The organism is Streptomyces sp. NPDC051578, assembly GCF_044454045.1.
In the GTDB taxonomy this organism is placed as follows: Bacteria; Actinomycetota; Actinomycetes; order Streptomycetales; family Streptomycetaceae; genus Streptomyces.
The window spans coordinates 914,032-932,148 of sequence record NZ_JBITDH010000002.1; the positions used below are offsets into that span (position 1 = coordinate 914,032).

Annotated in this window: 15 protein-coding genes; 8 read left to right on the top strand and 7 right to left on the bottom strand. The window is 70.6% G+C overall.

All coding sequences use genetic code 11. The features are described from left to right. Window positions 1-206: 206 nt before the first annotated feature. A complete protein-coding gene (locus tag ACIA6C_RS15405; protein WP_399275951.1) occupies window positions 207-782 on the top strand; it encodes a hypothetical protein in 576 nt (191 codons plus the stop codon). 253 nt (window positions 783-1,035) lie between these two features. Then, window positions 1,036-1,665, top strand: coding sequence for an HAD-IA family hydrolase (locus ACIA6C_RS15410; RefSeq protein WP_399275953.1), 630 nt, complete (start codon window positions 1,036-1,038; stop codon window positions 1,663-1,665). Window positions 1,666-1,956: 291 nt separating this feature from the next. Here ACIA6C_RS15410 and ACIA6C_RS15415 read toward each other — a convergent pair whose 3' ends face one another. Beyond that, a complete protein-coding gene (locus ACIA6C_RS15415; RefSeq protein ID WP_399275955.1) occupies window positions 1,957-2,589 on the bottom strand; it encodes a putative immunity protein in 633 nt (210 codons plus the stop codon). A gap of 290 nt (window positions 2,590-2,879) precedes the next feature. On the opposite strand from ACIA6C_RS15415, the gene ACIA6C_RS15420 reads away from it, so the two are divergent. After that, window positions 2,880-3,443 (top strand): papain-like cysteine protease family protein, encoded by a 564-nt coding sequence (locus ACIA6C_RS15420; protein ID WP_399275957.1) that lies wholly within the window; start codon window positions 2,880-2,882, stop codon window positions 3,441-3,443. Between the two features lie 10 nt (window positions 3,444-3,453). Further along, window positions 3,454-4,323, top strand: coding sequence for a hypothetical protein (locus ACIA6C_RS15425; protein ID WP_399275959.1), 870 nt, complete (start codon window positions 3,454-3,456; stop codon window positions 4,321-4,323). Window positions 4,324-4,480: 157 nt separating this feature from the next. Here ACIA6C_RS15425 and ACIA6C_RS15430 read toward each other — a convergent pair whose 3' ends face one another. Together ACIA6C_RS15430 and ACIA6C_RS15435 are read right to left on the bottom strand one after the other, a co-directional pair. Beyond that, window positions 4,481-6,520 carry a M4 family metallopeptidase gene (locus tag ACIA6C_RS15430; protein ID WP_399275961.1) on the bottom strand — a complete coding sequence of 680 codons (2,040 nt, stop codon included), beginning with the start codon at window positions 6,518-6,520 and terminating at the stop codon, window positions 4,481-4,483. 693 nt (window positions 6,521-7,213) lie between these two features. Further along, the gene (locus tag ACIA6C_RS15435) at window positions 7,214-7,870 is read right to left on the bottom strand and encodes a maleylpyruvate isomerase N-terminal domain-containing protein (protein ID WP_399275963.1); all 657 of its coding nucleotides are present in this window, start codon (window positions 7,868-7,870) and stop codon (window positions 7,214-7,216) included. A gap of 324 nt (window positions 7,871-8,194) precedes the next feature. Here ACIA6C_RS15435 and ACIA6C_RS15440 point away from each other — a divergent pair, with 324 nt between their 5' ends. After that, window positions 8,195-8,806: a hypothetical protein gene (locus tag ACIA6C_RS15440; RefSeq protein ID WP_399275965.1), complete on the top strand. Its 612-nt coding sequence runs from the start codon at window positions 8,195-8,197 to the stop codon at window positions 8,804-8,806. Between the two features lie 152 nt (window positions 8,807-8,958). Here ACIA6C_RS15440 and ACIA6C_RS15445 read toward each other — a convergent pair whose 3' ends face one another. The 4 genes from ACIA6C_RS15445 to ACIA6C_RS15460 all read right to left on the bottom strand — a co-directional run bounded on the left by ACIA6C_RS15445 (window position 8,959) and on the right by ACIA6C_RS15460 (window position 13,804). Further along, the gene (locus ACIA6C_RS15445) at window positions 8,959-9,258 is read right to left on the bottom strand and encodes a hypothetical protein (RefSeq protein WP_399275968.1); all 300 of its coding nucleotides are present in this window, start codon (window positions 9,256-9,258) and stop codon (window positions 8,959-8,961) included. Between the two features lie 279 nt (window positions 9,259-9,537). Beyond that, the gene (locus ACIA6C_RS15450) at window positions 9,538-10,200 is read right to left on the bottom strand and encodes a lysophospholipid acyltransferase family protein (protein ID WP_399275969.1); all 663 of its coding nucleotides are present in this window, start codon (window positions 10,198-10,200) and stop codon (window positions 9,538-9,540) included. 243 nt (window positions 10,201-10,443) lie between these two features. Continuing rightward, window positions 10,444-12,171, bottom strand: a complete 1,728-nt coding sequence (locus ACIA6C_RS15455; protein WP_399275971.1) for a thiamine pyrophosphate-dependent enzyme — start codon at window positions 12,169-12,171, stop codon at window positions 10,444-10,446. 49 nt (window positions 12,172-12,220) lie between these two features. After that, entirely contained in the window at window positions 12,221-13,804 is a 1,584-nt protein-coding gene (locus tag ACIA6C_RS15460; RefSeq protein WP_399275973.1) for an FMN-binding glutamate synthase family protein, read from the bottom strand. A 376-nt stretch (window positions 13,805-14,180) separates the two neighbouring features. Between ACIA6C_RS15460 and ACIA6C_RS15465 the strand changes: the two genes are divergently transcribed. The 3 genes from ACIA6C_RS15465 to ACIA6C_RS15475 all read left to right on the top strand — a co-directional run bounded on the left by ACIA6C_RS15465 (window position 14,181) and on the right by ACIA6C_RS15475 (window position 18,012). Next, a complete protein-coding gene (locus ACIA6C_RS15465) occupies window positions 14,181-16,520 on the top strand; it encodes a pectinesterase family protein (RefSeq protein WP_399275975.1) in 2,340 nt (779 codons plus the stop codon). 125 nt (window positions 16,521-16,645) lie between these two features. Further along, window positions 16,646-17,173: a SigE family RNA polymerase sigma factor gene (locus ACIA6C_RS15470; RefSeq protein ID WP_361127371.1), complete on the top strand. Its 528-nt coding sequence runs from the start codon at window positions 16,646-16,648 to the stop codon at window positions 17,171-17,173. Next, window positions 17,170-18,012, top strand: coding sequence for a hypothetical protein (locus ACIA6C_RS15475; RefSeq protein WP_399275978.1), 843 nt, complete (start codon window positions 17,170-17,172; stop codon window positions 18,010-18,012). The genes ACIA6C_RS15470 and ACIA6C_RS15475 overlap by 4 nt, the downstream gene beginning before the upstream one ends. The last annotated feature ends 105 nt before the right edge of the window (window positions 18,013-18,117 follow it).

Here is an 18,117-nt window from a genome sequence, read left to right on the forward strand (position 1 = left end):
TCGTGCGCTCCAGCTAACCGCGACAGCAGGACCACGTAAAGAGCGCGCCTGCCCGGACGGCGCGGCCGGCTCGTCGAAGACCGCCCGCAGCTTCGGCTCGCTGTTGGGCAGCTGCTTGTAGAGGAATCGCCCCCCTCATAAGGCCTGCCGGGAGCCGAGCAGTGTGTGAGACTCCCTCTGAATGATCACTCGGGGGGAGTTTCGCGTTGAACGCGCTGGTGAAGAGGGTGTGGTTCGCGCTCGCCGCGACCTTGATCGTGAGTCTGGCTGCCGTGGCCCTGCCGGACCGCATCCAGATAGACGACGAGGGGCGCATTCACCTCGGCGCGCCCGCACCGACGCCGTTTTTGTCCACGGCGGCGCCCACACCGGAGTCCACGTCACCGCCCCTCACGCGGGAGGACGTGGACGAGGTGATCCGGACCGCGGTCAGCGCGGCGGGCCTCGACCCGGCGCAGGGCCGCCCGACCGTCGCGGCCGGCGCCAACTCGAACAGGACGGGCTGGATGGCCGTCCGTGAGAAGCCCGCCGCACAGTCGGAGATGAAGGCGATCTGCGCCGACCTGGAGCGTCGGGGATGGGTGCTGAACCCGAACGGCGACAGCGCCGACGCCTCCCGCAGCTACGAGCGCGGGGGCTGGTACCTGCTGGTGAGCACGCGCGGGAAGACCCAGGCACCGTCCAATGCCCTGAGTGACTCTCAGACGTACCTGACCATGACCGGGCTCCAGGTCAACCTGTCCGACATACCGCTCCCCGAGATCACCATTCGTATGCGCTGACCACTCGATGCAGGCCCACAGCGTTTTCGCCTGGTGGCCGTTCTCCCCGACCGCGTGCCGGGACGTTGGTACCGTACGGCAAGTTCGGTGGCCTGTGCACCGATCGGAGGCGGGTTCATTCCGCTCCCTCTGCCGACACCGCCCGCTATGTACGGCCGCAGGCCGCCCCGGTGACGACGGGCGTGGCTCACAGCCGAGGCGCGTGTGTCAGTCGCTTCCCCACACCCGATCCCCACCCTCATGGAGTTCTCGCATGTCTCACCGCACCGGTCTCGTCCTCGATTTCGGCGGGGTGCTCACCACGCCGCTGCTGCCGGCGGTGCTGGCCTTCGAGCAGCGGGAGGGGCTGGCCCAGGGGGCGTGCATCAAGGCGCTGTACATGGACGCAGAAGGTGTCCGCCTCACTCACGAGCTGGAGCGCGGTGCGATCAGCCAGACGGAATGGAATGAGGCCGCCGCCCCCAAGCTCGGGGTCTCTCCGGACAACCTGATGGGCCGGATATTCGCCGACCTGCGACCTGAACAGACCATGATCGATGCGGCCGCCGCAGCAGCGCGGGCCGGCATCAAGGTCGGCATCCTCTCCAACTCGGTGGGCCTCACCCCCTGGAACCTTTACGACGGCTACGAGCTCGAGACCCTCTATCACGGCGTGGTCATCTCCGAGTGCCACGGGATGCGCAAGCCCGAGGCGGAACTCTTCGAGGTCATGCTGAAGCTTCTGGGGCTGTCGGCTGACGAGTGCGTATTCGTTGACGACACCGAGGAGTACGTGCGGGCGGCTGAGACGCTCGGCTTCGCCGGAGTGCAGGCGCTGCAGCCTGCCGATACGATTTCCCAGCTTGAGAGCCTGCTGGGTGTCCCTCTGATCGCCGCGCGCTGATTCTGACCGGACCGCTATCGCCGAAGGCGAAGGCGATCCGCGGCGGCCCCTGGCCTCGGCCTCGGCCTCTGTCCCGCAGCCCGTGTCCTCGCCGAGTTCGGCGAGGACCGGACCCGCTTCGCCGATGCCTCTGGGCCTTGTCAACCCGCCAGGCTCCACCGGAGGCGAACGCTCATCACCGCCGGCGACGCGCGCACAGCGACTGGCACTACGCTGCCCAGCGCCGCCAACTCCACGACTGTTTCAGGCCCGGCAGCGCGTCGATGAACAACACGCCTTCGCAGCACTGCCTCAAGCGTCTGCCTGACCCGTGCGTGCCTCACGCGACACGTCGTTGGCGCGTGCTTGCCCTCCCTCGTCGTGAGTCGCGTCATCGGGACTCGTGAAGGTGAGTGAACGAATTTCCGCATCCAACATACGGATCAGCTGACCAACCCGGCCGCCGCCATCGGGCGGCGCCGGGAAGCGTTTGAGCACGTCGACGACGACCGGAGTGGCGTGATGCACCGCTTGCCGAAGGTGTTCGGCACCAACGCTTTGATCGTCGCCGGCGACGAGTTCGGCCGCTCTGGCCGCGTAAGCGCCGGCTCCGAGGATGTGCTTGACCTGGGTGGCCTTGGCCAGAGGATGCAGATAGGCGGCGCCTGCCGCGGACATCGCTGCCCAGGCTGCCTCGCGCGCAGCTGAAGAGTTCGCACCTTTGGCTGCCTTGAGGGCCGCCGACGCCGTGTCACGCAACGACTTCCCGCGCTCGCCGCCCCGAGCGAACTCCCACGCCGCATCCACAGCGTCTCGAGGTCGCGAGTCGCCCGGCTGGTCGGCCTCGAATACTCCGAGCACCACCTCCGCGCACGCCGCAGCGAACGCGGTGACCTCACGAAGGTCCTGCTTGCTCAGAACGATCTCGTTCGCTTCATCTGTCATGAAACCATTTTCGACCACTGCGCCGAGCAGCAGGCCGTCCCCGACCATCGACAGGGCAGGTCCGGGTGGGGGCACTGCTCGGGACGGAACCCCCAGGTCATGGCCCTCGTGCGGCAAGCACAATGCGGGAAACACCCAGCCCAAACAGAACGGCTACACGATTAGACGACAAGTAATCAGTAAGGGTCGAATTGCTGCCAGGCCCCTATGACTTCGACATGCTGCGCTGTCATATTCGTGCCGAGTTGCCCCGCTCATCTCGTTGCACCCGTCCAGGGGAAGGCAGGAACATGGGCAAATTCAGGTACGGACCCGCGTCGTCGGCCATCGTGCTCGCCGTCTTGGCATCGCTCGCGGCCGCGGGAGGAACCGCTCACGCGGAAGCGGGACAGGACACCATCAGCATGCTGAAGCAGGAGAAGACCCAGTGGTGCTGGGTCGCCTCCGGGCTGACCATCGCCAAGTTCCAGGGCTTAGGCTCCACACAGGCGGACTTCTGCAACCGGGCGCAGCCCTACTACGGCTGCAACAACCAGCCCGCCACGCTCGACGACATGGCCCGGGGCTGGAACAGCCTCGGCATGACCCACACCGGCTCGGGCCTCAGCAGCGCGGCCACGTTCAACCAGGTGTACACCGACGTCAAAGCGGCCCGGCCGATCGGAGCCCGCATCGGGTGGGCGTCCGGTGGCGGCCACATGAACGTGGTCTACGGCTTCGACACGTCGAACAACACGATCGCCGTTGCCGACCCGTGGCCGGACACCACCACGTACACGTGGTGGAACTACAACGACTACGTGAGCAACAGCTCGTCCAAGTGGACCCACTCCCGCATCGGCATCTCCCGCTAAGGCAGGCGACATGCGCGACACCGAAAAGTCCGGCAAGTGGGCTGGCTCCCGCTCCCGCCTGTCCATCGTCCTCGCAGTGAGTGCGTGCGCACTGCTGTCAGTCGGCGGTTTGGCCCATGCGGCCCCGGCCAGGGATCCTCTCCCCGCCGACATCCCCGACTACCAGGCCGCTCTCGACGCGGTGAAGTCCACCGACGTGCGGAACACCGTCTGCCGATTCCTGCGCACCCCGGCGCCCGCCGACGGCGCCGCCGGGTCGGTGCAGACGATCCCCGAAATGCCCGAACCCTGCCAAGGTCTTTCGTCCTTCACCATCAAGGACCCGGTGGCACGGAACGAGATCACCCCCGGGTTCGTCGCGGGGACCGCCAAGCCACTGCCCACTGAGGCGATCAAGCTGACGCAGCTTGTCTCCTCCCTGAGCACCACCGTCAACGGCCGCAACGCGACCGTCATGCTCGCCCCCACCCAGGGCGGCGGCTGGCACTTGGCCGCCGTCCGCGACGGCGACAGCGACGCCACGTACGCGGGCAAGGCCACCCTGGGCACGCTGGTCTTCACCGAGCCGCAGATCCGCGGTTGGTACCAGCTCAAGCTCACCACCGTCGAGCCGCTCAACGACGAAGCCCGGCAGGGCCTGGGCGGCCGGGCATCCCTGTCGCTCAGCGACTACCAGAAACTGGTCAAGGCCCGCTACGCCGACAAGCTGCCCGGCTCGGAGTACGACACCAACGGCTACTCCGCGGGCTACAGCCCCCAACGCAAGGTGGATGAAGGTCCGTCCTCCACCCTGCTGCTTGCCGGCGGTTCCAGCGCCGCACTCGCCCTAGCGGGCGGGGCCGCCGTCCTGCACCGCCGTCGGCGCGCAAGCACCGGCTGAGCCCGCCGGGACGGAGGTGGGAAGCCCGGCCCCGGCCGGTCATGTCCCGCGCCGTCCAGGAAGCGCCGATCCCGTCGACGCACGCAAACGAAGGTGCCCGGAGCCTTGGAGGCTCCGGGCACCCGGTGGTTCATGAGCGGTCGGCTGCTGCGGCCACTCAGAAGGTGAGCTTGAAGTCCGTGATGGTGCCGACGTCCGCGGCGCCCTTGTCCTGGACCTTCAGCTTCCAAGTGCCGTTGGCAGTCACGGCCGAAGCGTTGACCGTGTACGTCTTGTCGAGGTTCGCCGTGGAGTCCGACGAGGAGTTCTGCAGACGGTACGAGGTCCCGTTGGGGGCCACGAGGTCGATCTGGAGGTCACCGATGTAGGTGTGGGTGATCTTCACGCCGACCTGCAGGGTGCTCGGCGCGTTGCCGGTGATTCCGGTGACGCTCACCGAAGAGGTGACCGCGGGGCCGGGGGAGTCCGGGATGGCCACCCGGGCGGTGCTTTCGAAGACCTTGCCCGGCGTGGTAGAGCCGCCCGCACGGGCACCCACGTTCACCGCAGCCCAGGCGTTGGTGACGTTGGTGACCTCGGGGCTGCCGGCGCCGTACAGCTCGGTGGCTGCGGCGATCGTGCCGTCGCGGGCGCCCTTGTAGTCGGTGCTGGAGTTGAACTTGCTGGTGAGCGCCTTGTACCAGATGAGCTGGGCCTTGTCCCGGCCGATGCCGGTGACGGGCAGGCCGTCGGAGGTCGGCGAGTTGTAGGTGACGCCGTTGATCGTCTTGGCGCCGGAGCCCTCGGAGGCAAGGTAGAACCAGTGGTTGGCCGGACCCGAGGAGTAGTGGACGTCGAGGTTGCCGACGCCGGAGTACCAGCTGTCCGCGGAACCGCCGTCCTTGCTCGGCTTGTCCATGTAGCGCAGCGGGGTGCCGTCGCCGTTGATGTTGATCTGCTCGCCGATGAGGTAGTTGCCCGGCGCGCTGGGGTTGTTGGCGTAGAACTCGACCGAGGTGCCCATGATGTCGGAGGTCGCCTCGTTCAGGCCGCCCGACTCGCCGCTGTAGTTGAGGCCGGCGGTGGCGGCGGTGACGCCGTGCGTCATCTCGTGGCCGGCGACGTCAAGCGAGGTGAGCGGGTCGTTGTTGGCCGTTCCGTCGCCGTACGTCATGCAGAAGCAGCCGTCGTCCCAGAACGCGTTGACGTACGCGTTTCCGTAGTGGACGCGGGAGTAGGCGGCGACGCCGTCGCCGCGGATGCCGGTGCGGCCGAGGACGTTCTTGTAGAAGTCCCAGGTGACTCCGGCGCCGTAGGCGGCGTCGGCTCCCGCGGTGGCGGCGTTGGAGTTGGCGCCGTTGCCCCACGTGTCGGTGGACTGGGTGAAGAGCGAACCAGTGCCGGACGTACCGTGGTTGAGGTTGTACGTCTTGTGGCTGCCGCGGCCCGTGTCGTTCAGCGTGAAGCTCGAACCCGACTGCGAAGTGCCCAGGGTGACCTGGCCGCTGTAGTGGGTGTTGCCGACACCGGTCTCGATGCCCTGCCACTGGTGCAGCTTCGCACCGGTCTTGGCGTCGGTGATGACGTGGAGCTGGTTGGGCGTGCCGTCGTCCTGGAGCCCGCCGACGACGGTCTCGTAGGCGAGGGTAGGCACGCCCTTCGCCATCCACACGACCTTGCGGGGCGCGGCGTCGGCCTTGGCGGCCTTGGAGCCCACGGCCTTGGCGGCGTCCAGGGCCTGCGTGGAGGCGGCTGCCGGAGCGTCGGCCGGGGCGGTGGTGGAGATGCCCTGCAGCTGCGCGGCGGACGCCTTGCTCACGCTCTGCGTCCGGTTGTCCGTCGAACGGCTGACCACCAAGTCGCCGCCAAGGACCGGGAGTCCTTCGTACGTGCGCTCGTACCGGGTGTGGGTGGTACCGTCCTGGTCCTTGACCACATCGTGGACGAGCAGCTTCTCCTGGGCGCCGAGGCCGAGCTCCTTGGCCGTGGCGGCCGTGGTGCTCTGGGCCTTGGCTATGAGCTCGGCGCGCTGGGACGGCGAGAGCTGTGCGGGCAGCGCGCCCGGGTTGCGTACCGGCTGGCCCTGGGGGACAGCGGCGTTCGCGGATCCGTCGGGCTGCGCGCTGGCGCTGCCTGCCTGGACGCCTACGGTGAGCAGGGCGGCTGCGGTGAGCAGGGCGCCGGTGGCTGTGGCGTGACGACGAGCCGTGGACTTCACTGGACTCCTTGTGCGTGTGGGGGGTTGCCGGGCGGCTGGGGATGAGGCCCGCCGGGCAGAGCGTGCGGAACTGTTCCGCGCTGGGGATGGAGTGAGAGTGCCAGCGCTGTCGATCATTGTCAGGGGCGCGTCATGAATCAGCCTAATCGAGTCCGAATTCCATCGCTTGGGGTTCGCTGAGCGGACACTTCGGGTTGGTTTCGGTCGGCCCGCCCTCCCATCAGTGCTCTGGGGGCAGGCTCTTGCTTCGGAAGTCCCGGGCGGATGCGCCCGCGCGCGGGCGGGGGCACCGTGTGTGCGCATTCAGGTAAAGCGTTCGACATCAACCGTTAAACAGCCTTGCGGTGCAGGCGACGTGGCGGCTTTGATCACGGGAACGGCGCCCAAGCGACGCCGTCGGGCGCACAGCATTCGGTCCGTCGTACGTGGCCGGGTGCCCCAGCCATAACGTCCGCCACCACCGGCGTCGCGCTCGCTGCGGCCCCCGCATGCGAGCCTGACCGCTGCCTCGCACACCACGATTCCGCGCTCCACGAGCCCGTCGGGCTGTCGCGGGACACCAGTCGGTGCGCTCGGCGTTCGGGATCCGGCGACGCAACTCCTCACGTAGATGAGCGAGTGCGCGAAGTGACGTCCTGCTGTCACGGCCGGCGTTGCAGTGCCCCGGAGCTCCGGCGGGATCCGATAGCAACCTCAGCCGAGGATGAGCGGGAGCCGTGCGGAGAGATCGCCCAGAGCAGCCTTCTCGGCCTCGGACAGCGCGCGACGGCCGGTGCCGATCAGCAACGCCTCCGTGTCGGTGAACGTGGCGGGAAGCGGGGACCCGGCGATCTCTTCCAGCAACGCGCGGGCCGCGGTGAGCGTCGCGGCGGGCGGCTCGGCGGCCGACGGCAGATGCGCGATCAGATCGAGGTGGTGCAAGGTCCATTCGAGCACGTACGCGGACAGGTAGTCGCCGACGGTCAGCACCTTGTCCTGGGTGCTGACCCGGAGGGCGGGATCGGCCAGTTCAGCAGCTCGGCCCGCGGCGGAACCGACGTCGTCCAGGTGGAACTTGAGCCACCGCGGCTCGCCGTATGCGGCGGCCAGCCGGGGGATCAGCGCATCGAGGGGATCGTCGCCGGTCGGTGGACCGTCGAGCAGGTCCCAGTAGGAGACCGAGTTCGCGGTCGGTTCCGTTCCGGCAGGCGTGACCAGGGTGATCAGGACGTCCTGGGCGTCGATGACGAGGTGGCAGACCAGGTCCCGCACGAGCCAGCCGGTACAACCGGACGGCCGCTCGAAGTCCTCGTCCGGCAATTCGGCGACCGCTGTGCGCAACGCCGTCCAAGAACGTGAGAAGAGTTCCATTGCGGCACGGTAGGCCGCACGCGGAACGACGGACAAGCGAGTTCGGCCGGTCGGCCGGTCGTCTCGTGTGCCTGAGCGCGATCTCGCCTGACGTCTTGGGGTCGCACCGCGATAGATCCCGTGAGATCCGACGTCCTGGTGACCGCTCAGGCACCTGGCTCGCTTCGTGGGGTTGCGCTGCCGGCGTTCTGTGCGGGCGCAGGTCGTCGCGCCCGGACCGTACGGCAGGCCCCGCCCGTGCTGCGCAGGCCCCGCCATGTGAGACTCCTGGCACGGACGCCGGCCCCGACGGGATCGGCGGCATCGCAGGGGCGGGGGGCTTCTATGAGCGGGACCGAGGACACGACCGCACCGCAGTCCGATGCTGCGCCCGAGAGTGGGGGCGGTGCCGCGAACGAGGGCGAGAACGGTGCCGCGAACAGAAAGCGGCTGAAAGCGGCCGCCGTCATGGTCGCCGGACTGGGATTCGTCATCGGCGGTTCACTGCTGGCTCCCGACCCCCAACCGTCCGGATGGGTGGCGGAGCCGACCTCGACGCAGCCGCCCCTCTACGCCGGACCAGGGCCCACGGGCGAACAGGTCACGGCGGACATGCAGGCGGCGACCGCCACCGCTGGGCTCGGGCCGGCCGCCCCACCACGAGCGTTCGCGGTACCCGGGTGCCTGGCAGCCTGGGAATCCTATGAGACGGGGAGCGACGCCGGGCTGACCGCGCTCGCCGACGGTCTCACCAGCCACCAATGGCAGCTCACCGCACGTCGCAAAAGCACCTTCGGCAGCTCGTTGTCGCTGACCAAGGGCACGTGGCAGCTCATGGTCGTGCACGACAAGAGGCCCGGCGCGCGTGAGCATCTCACGCTACTGGCCTCGAACGGCACACCCACCTGCGAGGAGGCGTTCAGACAGGCGCAGGCTGCCGGCAACCAAGCCGTCTAGAATCCCTCTCCGTCAGATGGGGCAGCGCCATAGCCGCCCGGAACTGGCGGGGTGCTCTCACACCAGCAGACCGTCGCCCCCGGGTCAGCCACAGTGGCCACCGGGCCGAACTGCACCATTCGACGTCGCAGCACCAGCCATGCACGAGCTCGCTAGTGGACCTGGATGCCTGCTCCGTACGGCTTGCCACCGCTGTAACAGATGGCGGTGCTGGTGGCGCCGACGCGGCGCCACGTGGGGTCATAGACCGTGTAGTCCTGAGCCCAGGGCCGATCACACCTGGTGTACACGCGGAACTCGCCGGTGCCGTTGACGCATGTACCGGCGGCGGTCGTGGAGGACTTGTACCAGGTGCGGCAGTCGTACGCGTCAGCTGCCGCGGGACTCGCCCCGGCCACCAACAGCCCGGCGCCCAGCGCCAGCGAGGTCAATAAGGATCCGACGCGCTTCATCCGTGGCTCCTGACCGCAGGTTTCACTCTGGGCGACGAGTCGCTCGCGGCTGCGACAAGGCCCCGGGCCCTTCACTATCCGCGTACCGCCCGTACGTGACAACCCCGCGCGGACGATGGGGTGTTCCACTCCCCGGCGCATGCGCGGGCGGTCCGGGCGCGGGTAGATGGCGGGGGCGGCGCCAGGCGACCGGCTCACCGCTGCCCGCACTGTGCGAACCGCACCGGACCGCCGCCGCGAGGGACTCCTTGCCCTCCGGGCGGAAACCGTCGAGCGGGATCACTTGGCGAGTGCGGCGGGTTCGGCGAGCTGCGCGGCCGCCGTCCGCCATGCGTCGGTCACAGCGGTGCGGGCCAGCTCCGTGCGCACGGTGCTGTCGCCGGTGAGAGCGATCGGGGCGCCGACATGGACGTGCAGCCCGGGCCGGCGCAGAGGCGCTGTCGCCAGGCCCGCGATCTGCTTGATGGTGCTGCCTGAGGTGACGCGGCGGGCGCCGGCCTGGCCGATGGGCACGACAGGGGCGCCGGTGCGTTCGGCGAGGCGGACCAGGCCGGTGCGGAAGTCACCCGGGGCCGCTTCTGCGGCGTCCTTGCGACGGGGCAGGCCGCCCTCTGCGTAGATGAGCAGGTGCCTGCCCTGCTCCAGGGCCTGGGCGGCCAGGTCGAGCGCGGCCGAGGCCCGTCGCTCACCGCGGTGTACGGGGACGTGCCCCTCGCGGTGGAGGGACCGGCCGAGGAGGGGGACGCGCCAGAGACCGGCGGTGGCCATGATGACCGGTTCGACGCCGAGGCGGTGCAGAGCGGCGATCACGATGGCGGGGTCGGCGAGCGAGGTGTGGTTGGCGGCGATGATGCTGCCCGGCGCCAGATCGGCGCCCGCGTCGGTGGTCACCGACAGGCGGCCGAAGACGGGCACCAGGACGTGGGCGATGCGGCTGAGCACGATGCGGTCTCCAGACCTCGACGATGTCGGTCTTCATCGTGGGAGGTGGAGCATCAGCACCGCCTGAGTCACCGTACTCATCTTCCCCCTTACGGATGCTCACTCCTGGCCGCCGCAGCACGGGCTCGCGTTCTCCAGACCCCGCCGGAGCCCGCGGACCGCGAACTTCTCCAGCCGCTCCGCCGAGGCAGGCCGCCGCGGCGTTCGCGGCGGCCTGCCTCGTACGGCTCCGTGCGGCCGCCGTCAGCCCTCGTGGCCCGGCAGCATCTCCTTGACCTTGGCCATGGCGAACCCCCAGCCCTGTGCCACGGTCGGTTTGCCGGGGACGGCCACTTCCTCCGGGTTGGTGAGCACGTCCAGCAGGACCGGCCCCGGTGTGTCGAAGGCCCGGCGCACCGCGTCGTGCAGCTCTGCGGGATCGGTGACCCGGATCCCCGTCAGGCCGAGGGCCGAGGCGACGGCGGCGAAGTCCGGGTTGTCCAGCTCCGTACCGAACTCGGGCAGACCGGTCTGCTCCTGTTCGAGCTTGACCATGCCCAGGCGGCGGTTGTCGAAGACGACCAGCTTCACCGGCAGCCGGTACGTCTTGATCGTCATCAGGTCGCCCAGCAGCATGCTCAGGCCCCCGTCACCGCAGAACGCGACGATCTGCCGGTCGGGCGCCCAGAGCTGGGCACCCAGCGCCTGCGGCATGGCGTTGGCCATCGAGCCGAGGTTGTACGAACCGAGCAGGCGCCGGGCGCCGCGCATGGTGACGAAGCGGGAGAGCCAGACGGTGGCCATCCCGGTGTCAGACGTGAAGACGGCGTCGTCGTCCGCGTACGCGTCCACCGCCGCGGCCAGCGCCTCGGGTCGGATCTGGTGGTCGCGGTTGTCCAGTGCGGCCCGGGCGCGGCCGGTCAAGCGCTGCTCGTGCGCCGGGTCGGCGAGTCGCTGCTGGCCTTCGCTCCACTTGACGAAGCGTTCCCGTGCGTCGTCCAGGTGGGCTCGCTCCCGGCCCCCCTCCAGCAGCGGCAGCAGGGCCCGCAACGTGGCGCCCACATCACCGGCCAGGCCCACGTCGACAGGGGTCCTGCGTCCCAAGTGGTCCTCGCGCGCGTCGACCTGGACCACCTTGACGTCCCGCGGGTACCACTCCCGGTACGGGAAGTCCGTCCCCAGCATGAGCAGGGCGTCCCCGCTGTCGAGCGCGTGGGCGGCGGCGGGGTTGCCGATCAGGCCGGTCTGGCCCACCTGGTACGGGTTGTCGTCCTCGAACCCCTCCTTCGCCTTCAAGGTGAGCACCATGGGCGCGGCCAGCAGCTCGGCGGCCTCCAGCACCTCGCCGCGGGCCTCGCGGGCGCCCTGGCCGACGAGCAGCGTCACCCGCGACGCATCGTTCAGCACCGCGGCGGCCCGGACCAACGCCGGTTCGTCGGGGCGGGTGACGGCTCGGTCGAGGGCGAAGCGCGTGGGCCGGTCATCGGTCAGCTCCTGGTCGCCCAGGTCGCCGGGAACGGTCAGCACGGCCACGCCGCCCCGCGTCACCGCGGCGCGTACGGCGGATTCGAGCAGGCGCGGCATCTGGTCCGGGGAGGTGACGGTCGCCCGGTACACGGCCACGTCACGGAACAAGATGTCGTTGTCGACCTCCTGGAAGTAGTCGCTGCCGATCTCGGCGAGGGGTACCTGGCCGCAGATCGCGAGGACCGGGGCATGGCTTTTGGCGGCGTCGTAGAGGCCGTTGAGCAGGTGCACCGAACCGGGTCCCACCGTACCCATGCACACCCCGAGGGTCCCGGAGAGCTGGGCCTGCGCCCCGGCGGCGAAGGCCGCCACCTCCTCGTGCCGGCAGCCGACCCACTCCAGGCCGTCGGTGGTACGGATGGCGTCGGTCAGCGGGTTCAGCGCGTCCCCGACGACGCCGAAGACGTGCTGGACGCCCAGCTCCTTGAGTGCGCCGACGATGACGTTGGCGACGGTACGTGCCACGGAAATGCCCTTCGGTCCGGTTGCGGCTCCTCGTAGCGGGTGCCGGGAATCAGCTGGTGAAACGGTCGGGATCGGCCGCTTGCCAGTCCCTTGCCCAGGCTTCGGGCGGAGATGCGAGCAGCTCCCCGGGCGCGAGCCAGGCGTGCAGTTCGGCGTACGAGCGGACGGTGTGCGGGTCCACCCGGTGCAGCAGCATGTGGGGCCGCAGCTCGCCGGGCTCCCTGACACCCATCGACGCCATGATCTGGAGGGCGCTCTTGACGGTCGCCTCCTGGTAGCGCCGTACCCGCTGCGACTTGTCGCCGACGTCCACCGCGCGGGCGCGCCTCTCGTCCTGGGTGGCGACACCGACGGGGCAGGTGTTGGTGTGGCAGCGCTGCGCCTGGATGCAGCCGATCGCGAACATCATGGCGCGGGCGGCGTTGGTGTAGTCGGCCCCCTGGAGGAGGCGCTTGACGAGGTCGCTGCCGGTGGCGACCTTGCCCGAGGCCCCGATCCGGACGCGGTCGCGCAGGCCGGCGCCGACGAGCGCGTTGTGCACGGTCATCAGCCCTTCGTCGAGCGGCAGGCCGACGTTGTCGGCGAACTCCAGCGGCGCCGCGCCCGTTCCGCCCTCCGCCCCGTCGACGACGATGAAGTCCGGTGTGATGTCCTCCTCCAGCATGGCCTTGCACACGGCGAGGAACTGACGGCGCGAACCGACGCACAGCTTGAACCCGACGGGTTTGCCGCCGGCGAGGCGGCGCATGCGGCCCAGGAAGCGCACCAGCTCGCGCGGGGTGGAGTACACGCGGTGGTACGGCGGCGAGATCACGGTCTTCCCCTCCGGCACCCCGCGCACCCCGGCGATCTCCGCATTGACCTTGGCCCCCGGCAGGACGCCGCCGATGCCGGGCTTGGCGCCCTGGCTGATCTTCAGGGACACGCACTTCACCTGGGGCCGCGCGGCCTTCTCGGCGAACTGCCGCTCGTCGAACTCCCCGTCGTCCGTGCGGCAGCCGAAGTATCCGGTGCCGATCTCCCACACGAGGTCCCCGCCCGGTCGCAGGTGGTACTCCGACAGGCCGCCCTCGCCGGTGTCGTGGGCGAAGCCGCCGAGCCGGGCACCGGTGTTGAGGGCGAGGACCGCGTTTCCCGACAGCGAGCCGAAGCTCATCGCCGAGACGTTCAGCAGGGCCATGTCGTACGGCTGGGTGCAGTCCGGGCCGCCGATCCGGACCCGGGGCGGGTCGGTGCGCACGGGCACGGGGGCCATGGAGGGGGTGAGGTACTCGCTGCCGGGCCGGTAGAGGTCGAGCTCGGTGCCGAACGGCTCCTCGGCGTCGGTGCCCTTGGCCCGCTGGTAGACGATGCTACGCACGTCGCGGTCGAAGGGGCTGCCTTCGACGTTGCGCTCGATGAAGTACTGCTGGATCTCGGGGCGCAGGGCTTCGAGGGCGAACCGCAGGTGCCCGAGGAGCGGATAGTTCCGCAGGATGGAATGCCGCCGTTGCAGGAGGTCGTGGACGGCGGTCAGCGCGAGCAGCAGCAGGGGGCCGGCCGCGGCCCACCACCAGGGCGAGGCGAAGAGGGCGGCGAGCGAGGCGAGCGCCGCCGCCGAGCCGAGCAGGGCCACCAGAAGTATCTTGAGCACGCCCCGCTTGTGTCCGTTTGCCGGCGTGCCAACCCCGGCTCCCGGCCCGAGCGCGTGTCTGCTCGGTCACTCCACCGCGGTCACTCCACCGCGGCCGTCCCACCGCGGTCACTCCGCCGCGGCCTTCCCGCCGTGATCATTTCGCCGCGGCCGTCCCACCGCGGCCATCCCGCCGTGATCACCCCGCCCGAGGCCTTCCGGCCCCGGTCGCCCCGTCGCAGCCGGCCCGCGCGCCTGCCGTGGCGGGCCGCCGTGCGCATCGGACGGGGTGCGACGGCCACGGCTGCGGATTTCTTTGCCGGGTGCGGCAACCTTTGGGCGACCGGCGGCAACTGACGGGGGAACAGTGCACCTCACCCCCAAGGAGCCACCGCGCATGTCCGCCGCTTCGCTGCACCGCCGTCCCACCGGACGGCGCGGGCTCGCCCTGATCGGCCTGGCCACCCTGGCCGCCGCCGGTCTCGGCGCCGTACCACTGGTCGTCAACGCCGACGCCGCGGCGCCCGCCGACCTGGCCCACGGCGTGCTGCCGGCCCGGGACGGCTGGGCCGCCGACGGCGCCGGCACCACCGGGGGCCGCACCGCGGATCCCGCCCACGTCTTCACCGTGTCCACCCGCGCCGAGCTGGCCCGCGCGCTGGCCGCGGGCCCCGCCGACGCCGCGCGGATCATCAAGGTCAAGGGTCTGATCGACGCGAACACCGAGGACAACGGCAGACCGCTCAACTGCGCCGATTACGCCCGGGGCACCGGGTATTCCCTCGACGCCTACCTCAAGGCGTACGACCCTGCCGTCTGGGGCCGTTCCAAGGTGCCGACCGGTGCTCAGGAAACCGCGCGCAAGGCGGCGCAGGCCAGACAGGCCGCCCGCATGACGTTCACGGTGCCGGCGCACACCACCCTCGTCGGCGTGCCCGGCACCGGCGCCGGCATCACCGGCGGCAGCCTGATGGTGAAGAACGCCGACAACGTGATCATCCGCAACCTGTCGCTCACCGACGTCCGGGACTGCTTCCCCCAGTGGGACCCCACCGACGGCTCCACCGGCAACTGGAACTCCGCCTACGACGCCGTCAGCCTGCGCGGCGCCACCCACGTATGGGTCGACCACAACTCCTTCACCGACGCCCCGCACCCGGACTCGGCCAACCCCTCCCACTTCGGGCGTGAATACCAGGTCCACGACGGCGCCGTCGACATCACCAACGCCTCCGACCTGGTCACCGTCGGGTACAACACGTTCAGCAGCCACGACAAGACCATGCTGATCGGCAGCAGTGACAAGGACACGAAGCTGCGGGTGACGCTGCACCACAACGTCTTCCGGGGCATCGTCCAGCGCGCCCCGCTCGCCCGGGTGGGCCAGATCCACCTGTACGACAACTACTACGACACCGCCGAGTCCGACGGCTACGCCCACAGCTACAGCGTCAATTCCCGCGCGGGCGCCCAAGTCGTCGCGCAGAACAACTACTGGAAGCTGTCGCCGGACCGCCGGATCGAGGACCTGCTCAGCGGCGACGGCACGGGAGCCGTCGCGGGCGGCGGCAACCTCGTCGACGGCAAGGCCGCCGACCTGGTCGGCGCCTACAACACCGCACACCCCGGCAAGAAGATCAAGAGCATCGTCTCCTGGACGCCCGCCCTCGCCGCCGGTCTCGAACCGGCCGCGGGCCTGCCCGCCGAGCTGGCGGCGCGAGCGGGCGCCGGCGTCCTCGCCGACAACGGCGGCGGTACGTCCGCCGCCCCCGGTTCCGGAGGCGGGCGCACGCTGACGGTCGCCGCCGACGGCTCGGCCTCCTACCGCACCGTGCAGCAGGCAGTGCACGCCGCCGCCCCGGGCGACACCGTCCTGGTCGCGCGCGGCACCTACCGCGAGACGCTGGACGTGCCCGCCGCCAAGCGCGGGCTGACCCTCAAGGGCGCCACCGGCAACGCCGAGGACGTGGTCATCACGTACGACAACGCCGCCGGCACCGCCAGGCCCGGAGGCGGTACGTACGGCACGGCGGGCAGCGCCACCGCCACCTTCTCGGCGAACGACCTCACCGTCACCGGTCTGACGGTCCAGAACACCTGGGAGCGCTCGGCGCACCCGGAGGTCAAGGACACCCAGGCCGTGGCGGTGAATGCCGCCGGGGACCGCCAGCGGTACCTCAACTCGCGTTTCATCGGGCACCAGGACACCGTCCTCAACTGGGCTCCGAAGCCCACCGGCCAGTACCGCCAGTACTTCCGCTCCTGCTTCATCGCGGGGGACGTCGACTTCGTCTTCGGCAACGCCACCGCGGTCTACGACCACGTCAACATCACACTGCGCGACCGGGGCGCCGCGGCCGGCGGGAACAACGGGTACCTCGCCGCGCCGAGCACCGACGCGGCGAAGCAGTACGGCATCCTGATCACCGACAGCACGGTCAGCAGCGCCGCCCGGGCCGACACCTTCTCCCTCGGCCGGCCGTGGCACCCCGGCGCGAACGCGGTCGGCCGGCTGGTAATCCGCAACACGAGTCTGCCGGCCGCCGTGAAGCGGCAGGCTCCCTGGGCCGACATGGGCGGCTTCGCATGGAAGTCGGCCCGCTTCGCGGAGTATGCCAACACCGGCCCCGGCGCCGGGACGGGCCCGAACCGTCCGCAGTTCAGCGCCGCCCAGGCGACCGCCCACACCGCCCGCGCCTACCTGGCCGGCAGTGACGGCTGGAACCCGGCGGGCTGATGGGAGCCACCACGCGGACCCGGCCCCCGCGAGCCGAGCCGGCCGAACGGTCCCCGAACGTGCTGCTAAGGTCGCGCACCTGCCCGGGACCGCCACAGATCGCACCGAGAGGCCGCACCGAGGCCATGACCACCGATGAGGCGTCCGCGGCGTTCCAGGACTTCTTCGAACGCCACCACGTCGAACTCGCCCGCCTGGCGTACCTGCTGACCGGCGAGGCGGACGCCGCCGACGACCTCGCCGCCGACGCGATGGTCGCGCTCTGGCACCGCTGGGACCGGGTCACCCGCGCCGACAGCCCGGCCGCCTACGCCCGCGGCGTCGTCGCCAACCTCGCCCGCAGCCGGATCCGCAGTTCGGTGCGCGAGCGGCGGCGCGTCCTGCTGTTCTGGTCGCACCGCTCGGAGCGCACCGACGGGCCGGACGTGGCCGCCGTCATGGACGTGCGCGCCGCGCTGGCCCGGCTGCCGTTCCGCAAACGCGCCTGCGTGGTCCTGCGGCACGCCTTCGACCTCTCGGAGAAGGACACCGCGCACGTGCTCGGGATATCGGTGGGTACGGTGAAGAGCCAGACCTCCAAGGGAACGGCGGAACTGCAGCGACTACTCGGCGCCCGTGCTGCCGACGAACTGGCGGGGAGCAGGACGCGATGACGGACGAACTGCGCCACCTGCTGCGCGAGGGCGCCGAGGCCCATAGGCCCGACCGGGACCGCATGCTGGCCCGGGTGCGGCGCGGCACGACCCGGCCCGAGCCGGCCGTCCGGCACGAGCGCACAAGAGCCCTGTCCTGGCCCAAGGTCGTCCTCGCGACGCTGGCCACCGCCGGCGCCCTGACCGCGGGCAGCTTCGCGGTGGTTTCCGCCGTGCGCGCCCCCGACCCGGCGCGGAACACGGTCGGGGTCGCCTCCGACCCGTCCTCGCCGGCCTCCGGGCCGACCTCACCGGCCGGGTCGCCGCCGCCCTCGCGGTCGACCATCCCGCCGGCACCCGGACCGAGCCCGTCCCCGACCCGCTCCGCCGCCGGTGACGGCCCGGCCGCCGGAGCATCTCCGTCCACCGGCTCCCGGCCGGCGTCACCCGCGGCCGGGAACCACACCGAGGACGGTCCGCTGTGGGCGGACGGCTCGGTCGATCCGCACAGCAACGTCTACTGGGCCCAGAGCAACATCACCCTGAAGACCACGAGCGTGCTGACGACGCTGACGGTCGAGCTGCGGATCGCCAGGAGCGAGGGGGTGAAGAACACCGGGAGCTGGCAGACCCGCCCCGCCGCCGACTTCGACTCCTCCGTCCGGGAGGACGGCCCCTTCCTCGTCTACCGGTGGACGCTCAAACCCGGACGGACGGTCCCGGCCGGCCAGCACGTCTTCGCAGGCCAGTACGACCACGCCGTCGGCGGACGCGACGCGGGCGCCGACTCCTACCGGGCGGATGCGGCCACCGCTGGCGGCAGGGCCTCGGTGTGGGGCGATTTCGCCCGCAGCCGGTGAGCCCGCCGGGCCGCTTCCTCCCCGGGATCCGGCAACCGGCCGGTGGGAAGAGCCGTTCCTTTCACGAACCCGGCCCGCGGGAGAGTCCGTCACGCGGCGGCGGTG

Excerpts from the sequence above, each read along its gene's own strand:
- ACIA6C_RS15410 (WP_399275953.1), top strand. The coding sequence starts at position 1,036 with ATGTCTCACCGCACCGGTCTCGTCCTCGATTTCGGCGGGGTGCTCACC.
- ACIA6C_RS15415 (WP_399275955.1), bottom strand. The coding sequence starts at position 2,589 with ATGACAGATGAAGCGAACGAGATCGTTCTGAGCAAGCAGGACCTTCGT.
- ACIA6C_RS15420 (WP_399275957.1), top strand. The coding sequence starts at position 2,880 with ATGGGCAAATTCAGGTACGGACCCGCGTCGTCGGCCATCGTGCTCGCC.
- ACIA6C_RS15425 (WP_399275959.1), top strand. The coding sequence starts at position 3,454 with ATGCGCGACACCGAAAAGTCCGGCAAGTGGGCTGGCTCCCGCTCCCGC.
- ACIA6C_RS15435 (WP_399275963.1), bottom strand. The coding sequence starts at position 7,870 with ATGGAACTCTTCTCACGTTCTTGGACGGCGTTGCGCACAGCGGTCGCC.
- ACIA6C_RS15440 (WP_399275965.1), top strand. The coding sequence starts at position 8,195 with ATGAGCGGGACCGAGGACACGACCGCACCGCAGTCCGATGCTGCGCCC.
- ACIA6C_RS15445 (WP_399275968.1), bottom strand. The coding sequence starts at position 9,258 with ATGAAGCGCGTCGGATCCTTATTGACCTCGCTGGCGCTGGGCGCCGGG.
- ACIA6C_RS15465 (WP_399275975.1), top strand. The coding sequence starts at position 14,181 with ATGTCCGCCGCTTCGCTGCACCGCCGTCCCACCGGACGGCGCGGGCTC.
- ACIA6C_RS15470 (WP_361127371.1), top strand. The coding sequence starts at position 16,646 with ATGACCACCGATGAGGCGTCCGCGGCGTTCCAGGACTTCTTCGAACGC.
- ACIA6C_RS15475 (WP_399275978.1), top strand. The coding sequence starts at position 17,170 with ATGACGGACGAACTGCGCCACCTGCTGCGCGAGGGCGCCGAGGCCCAT.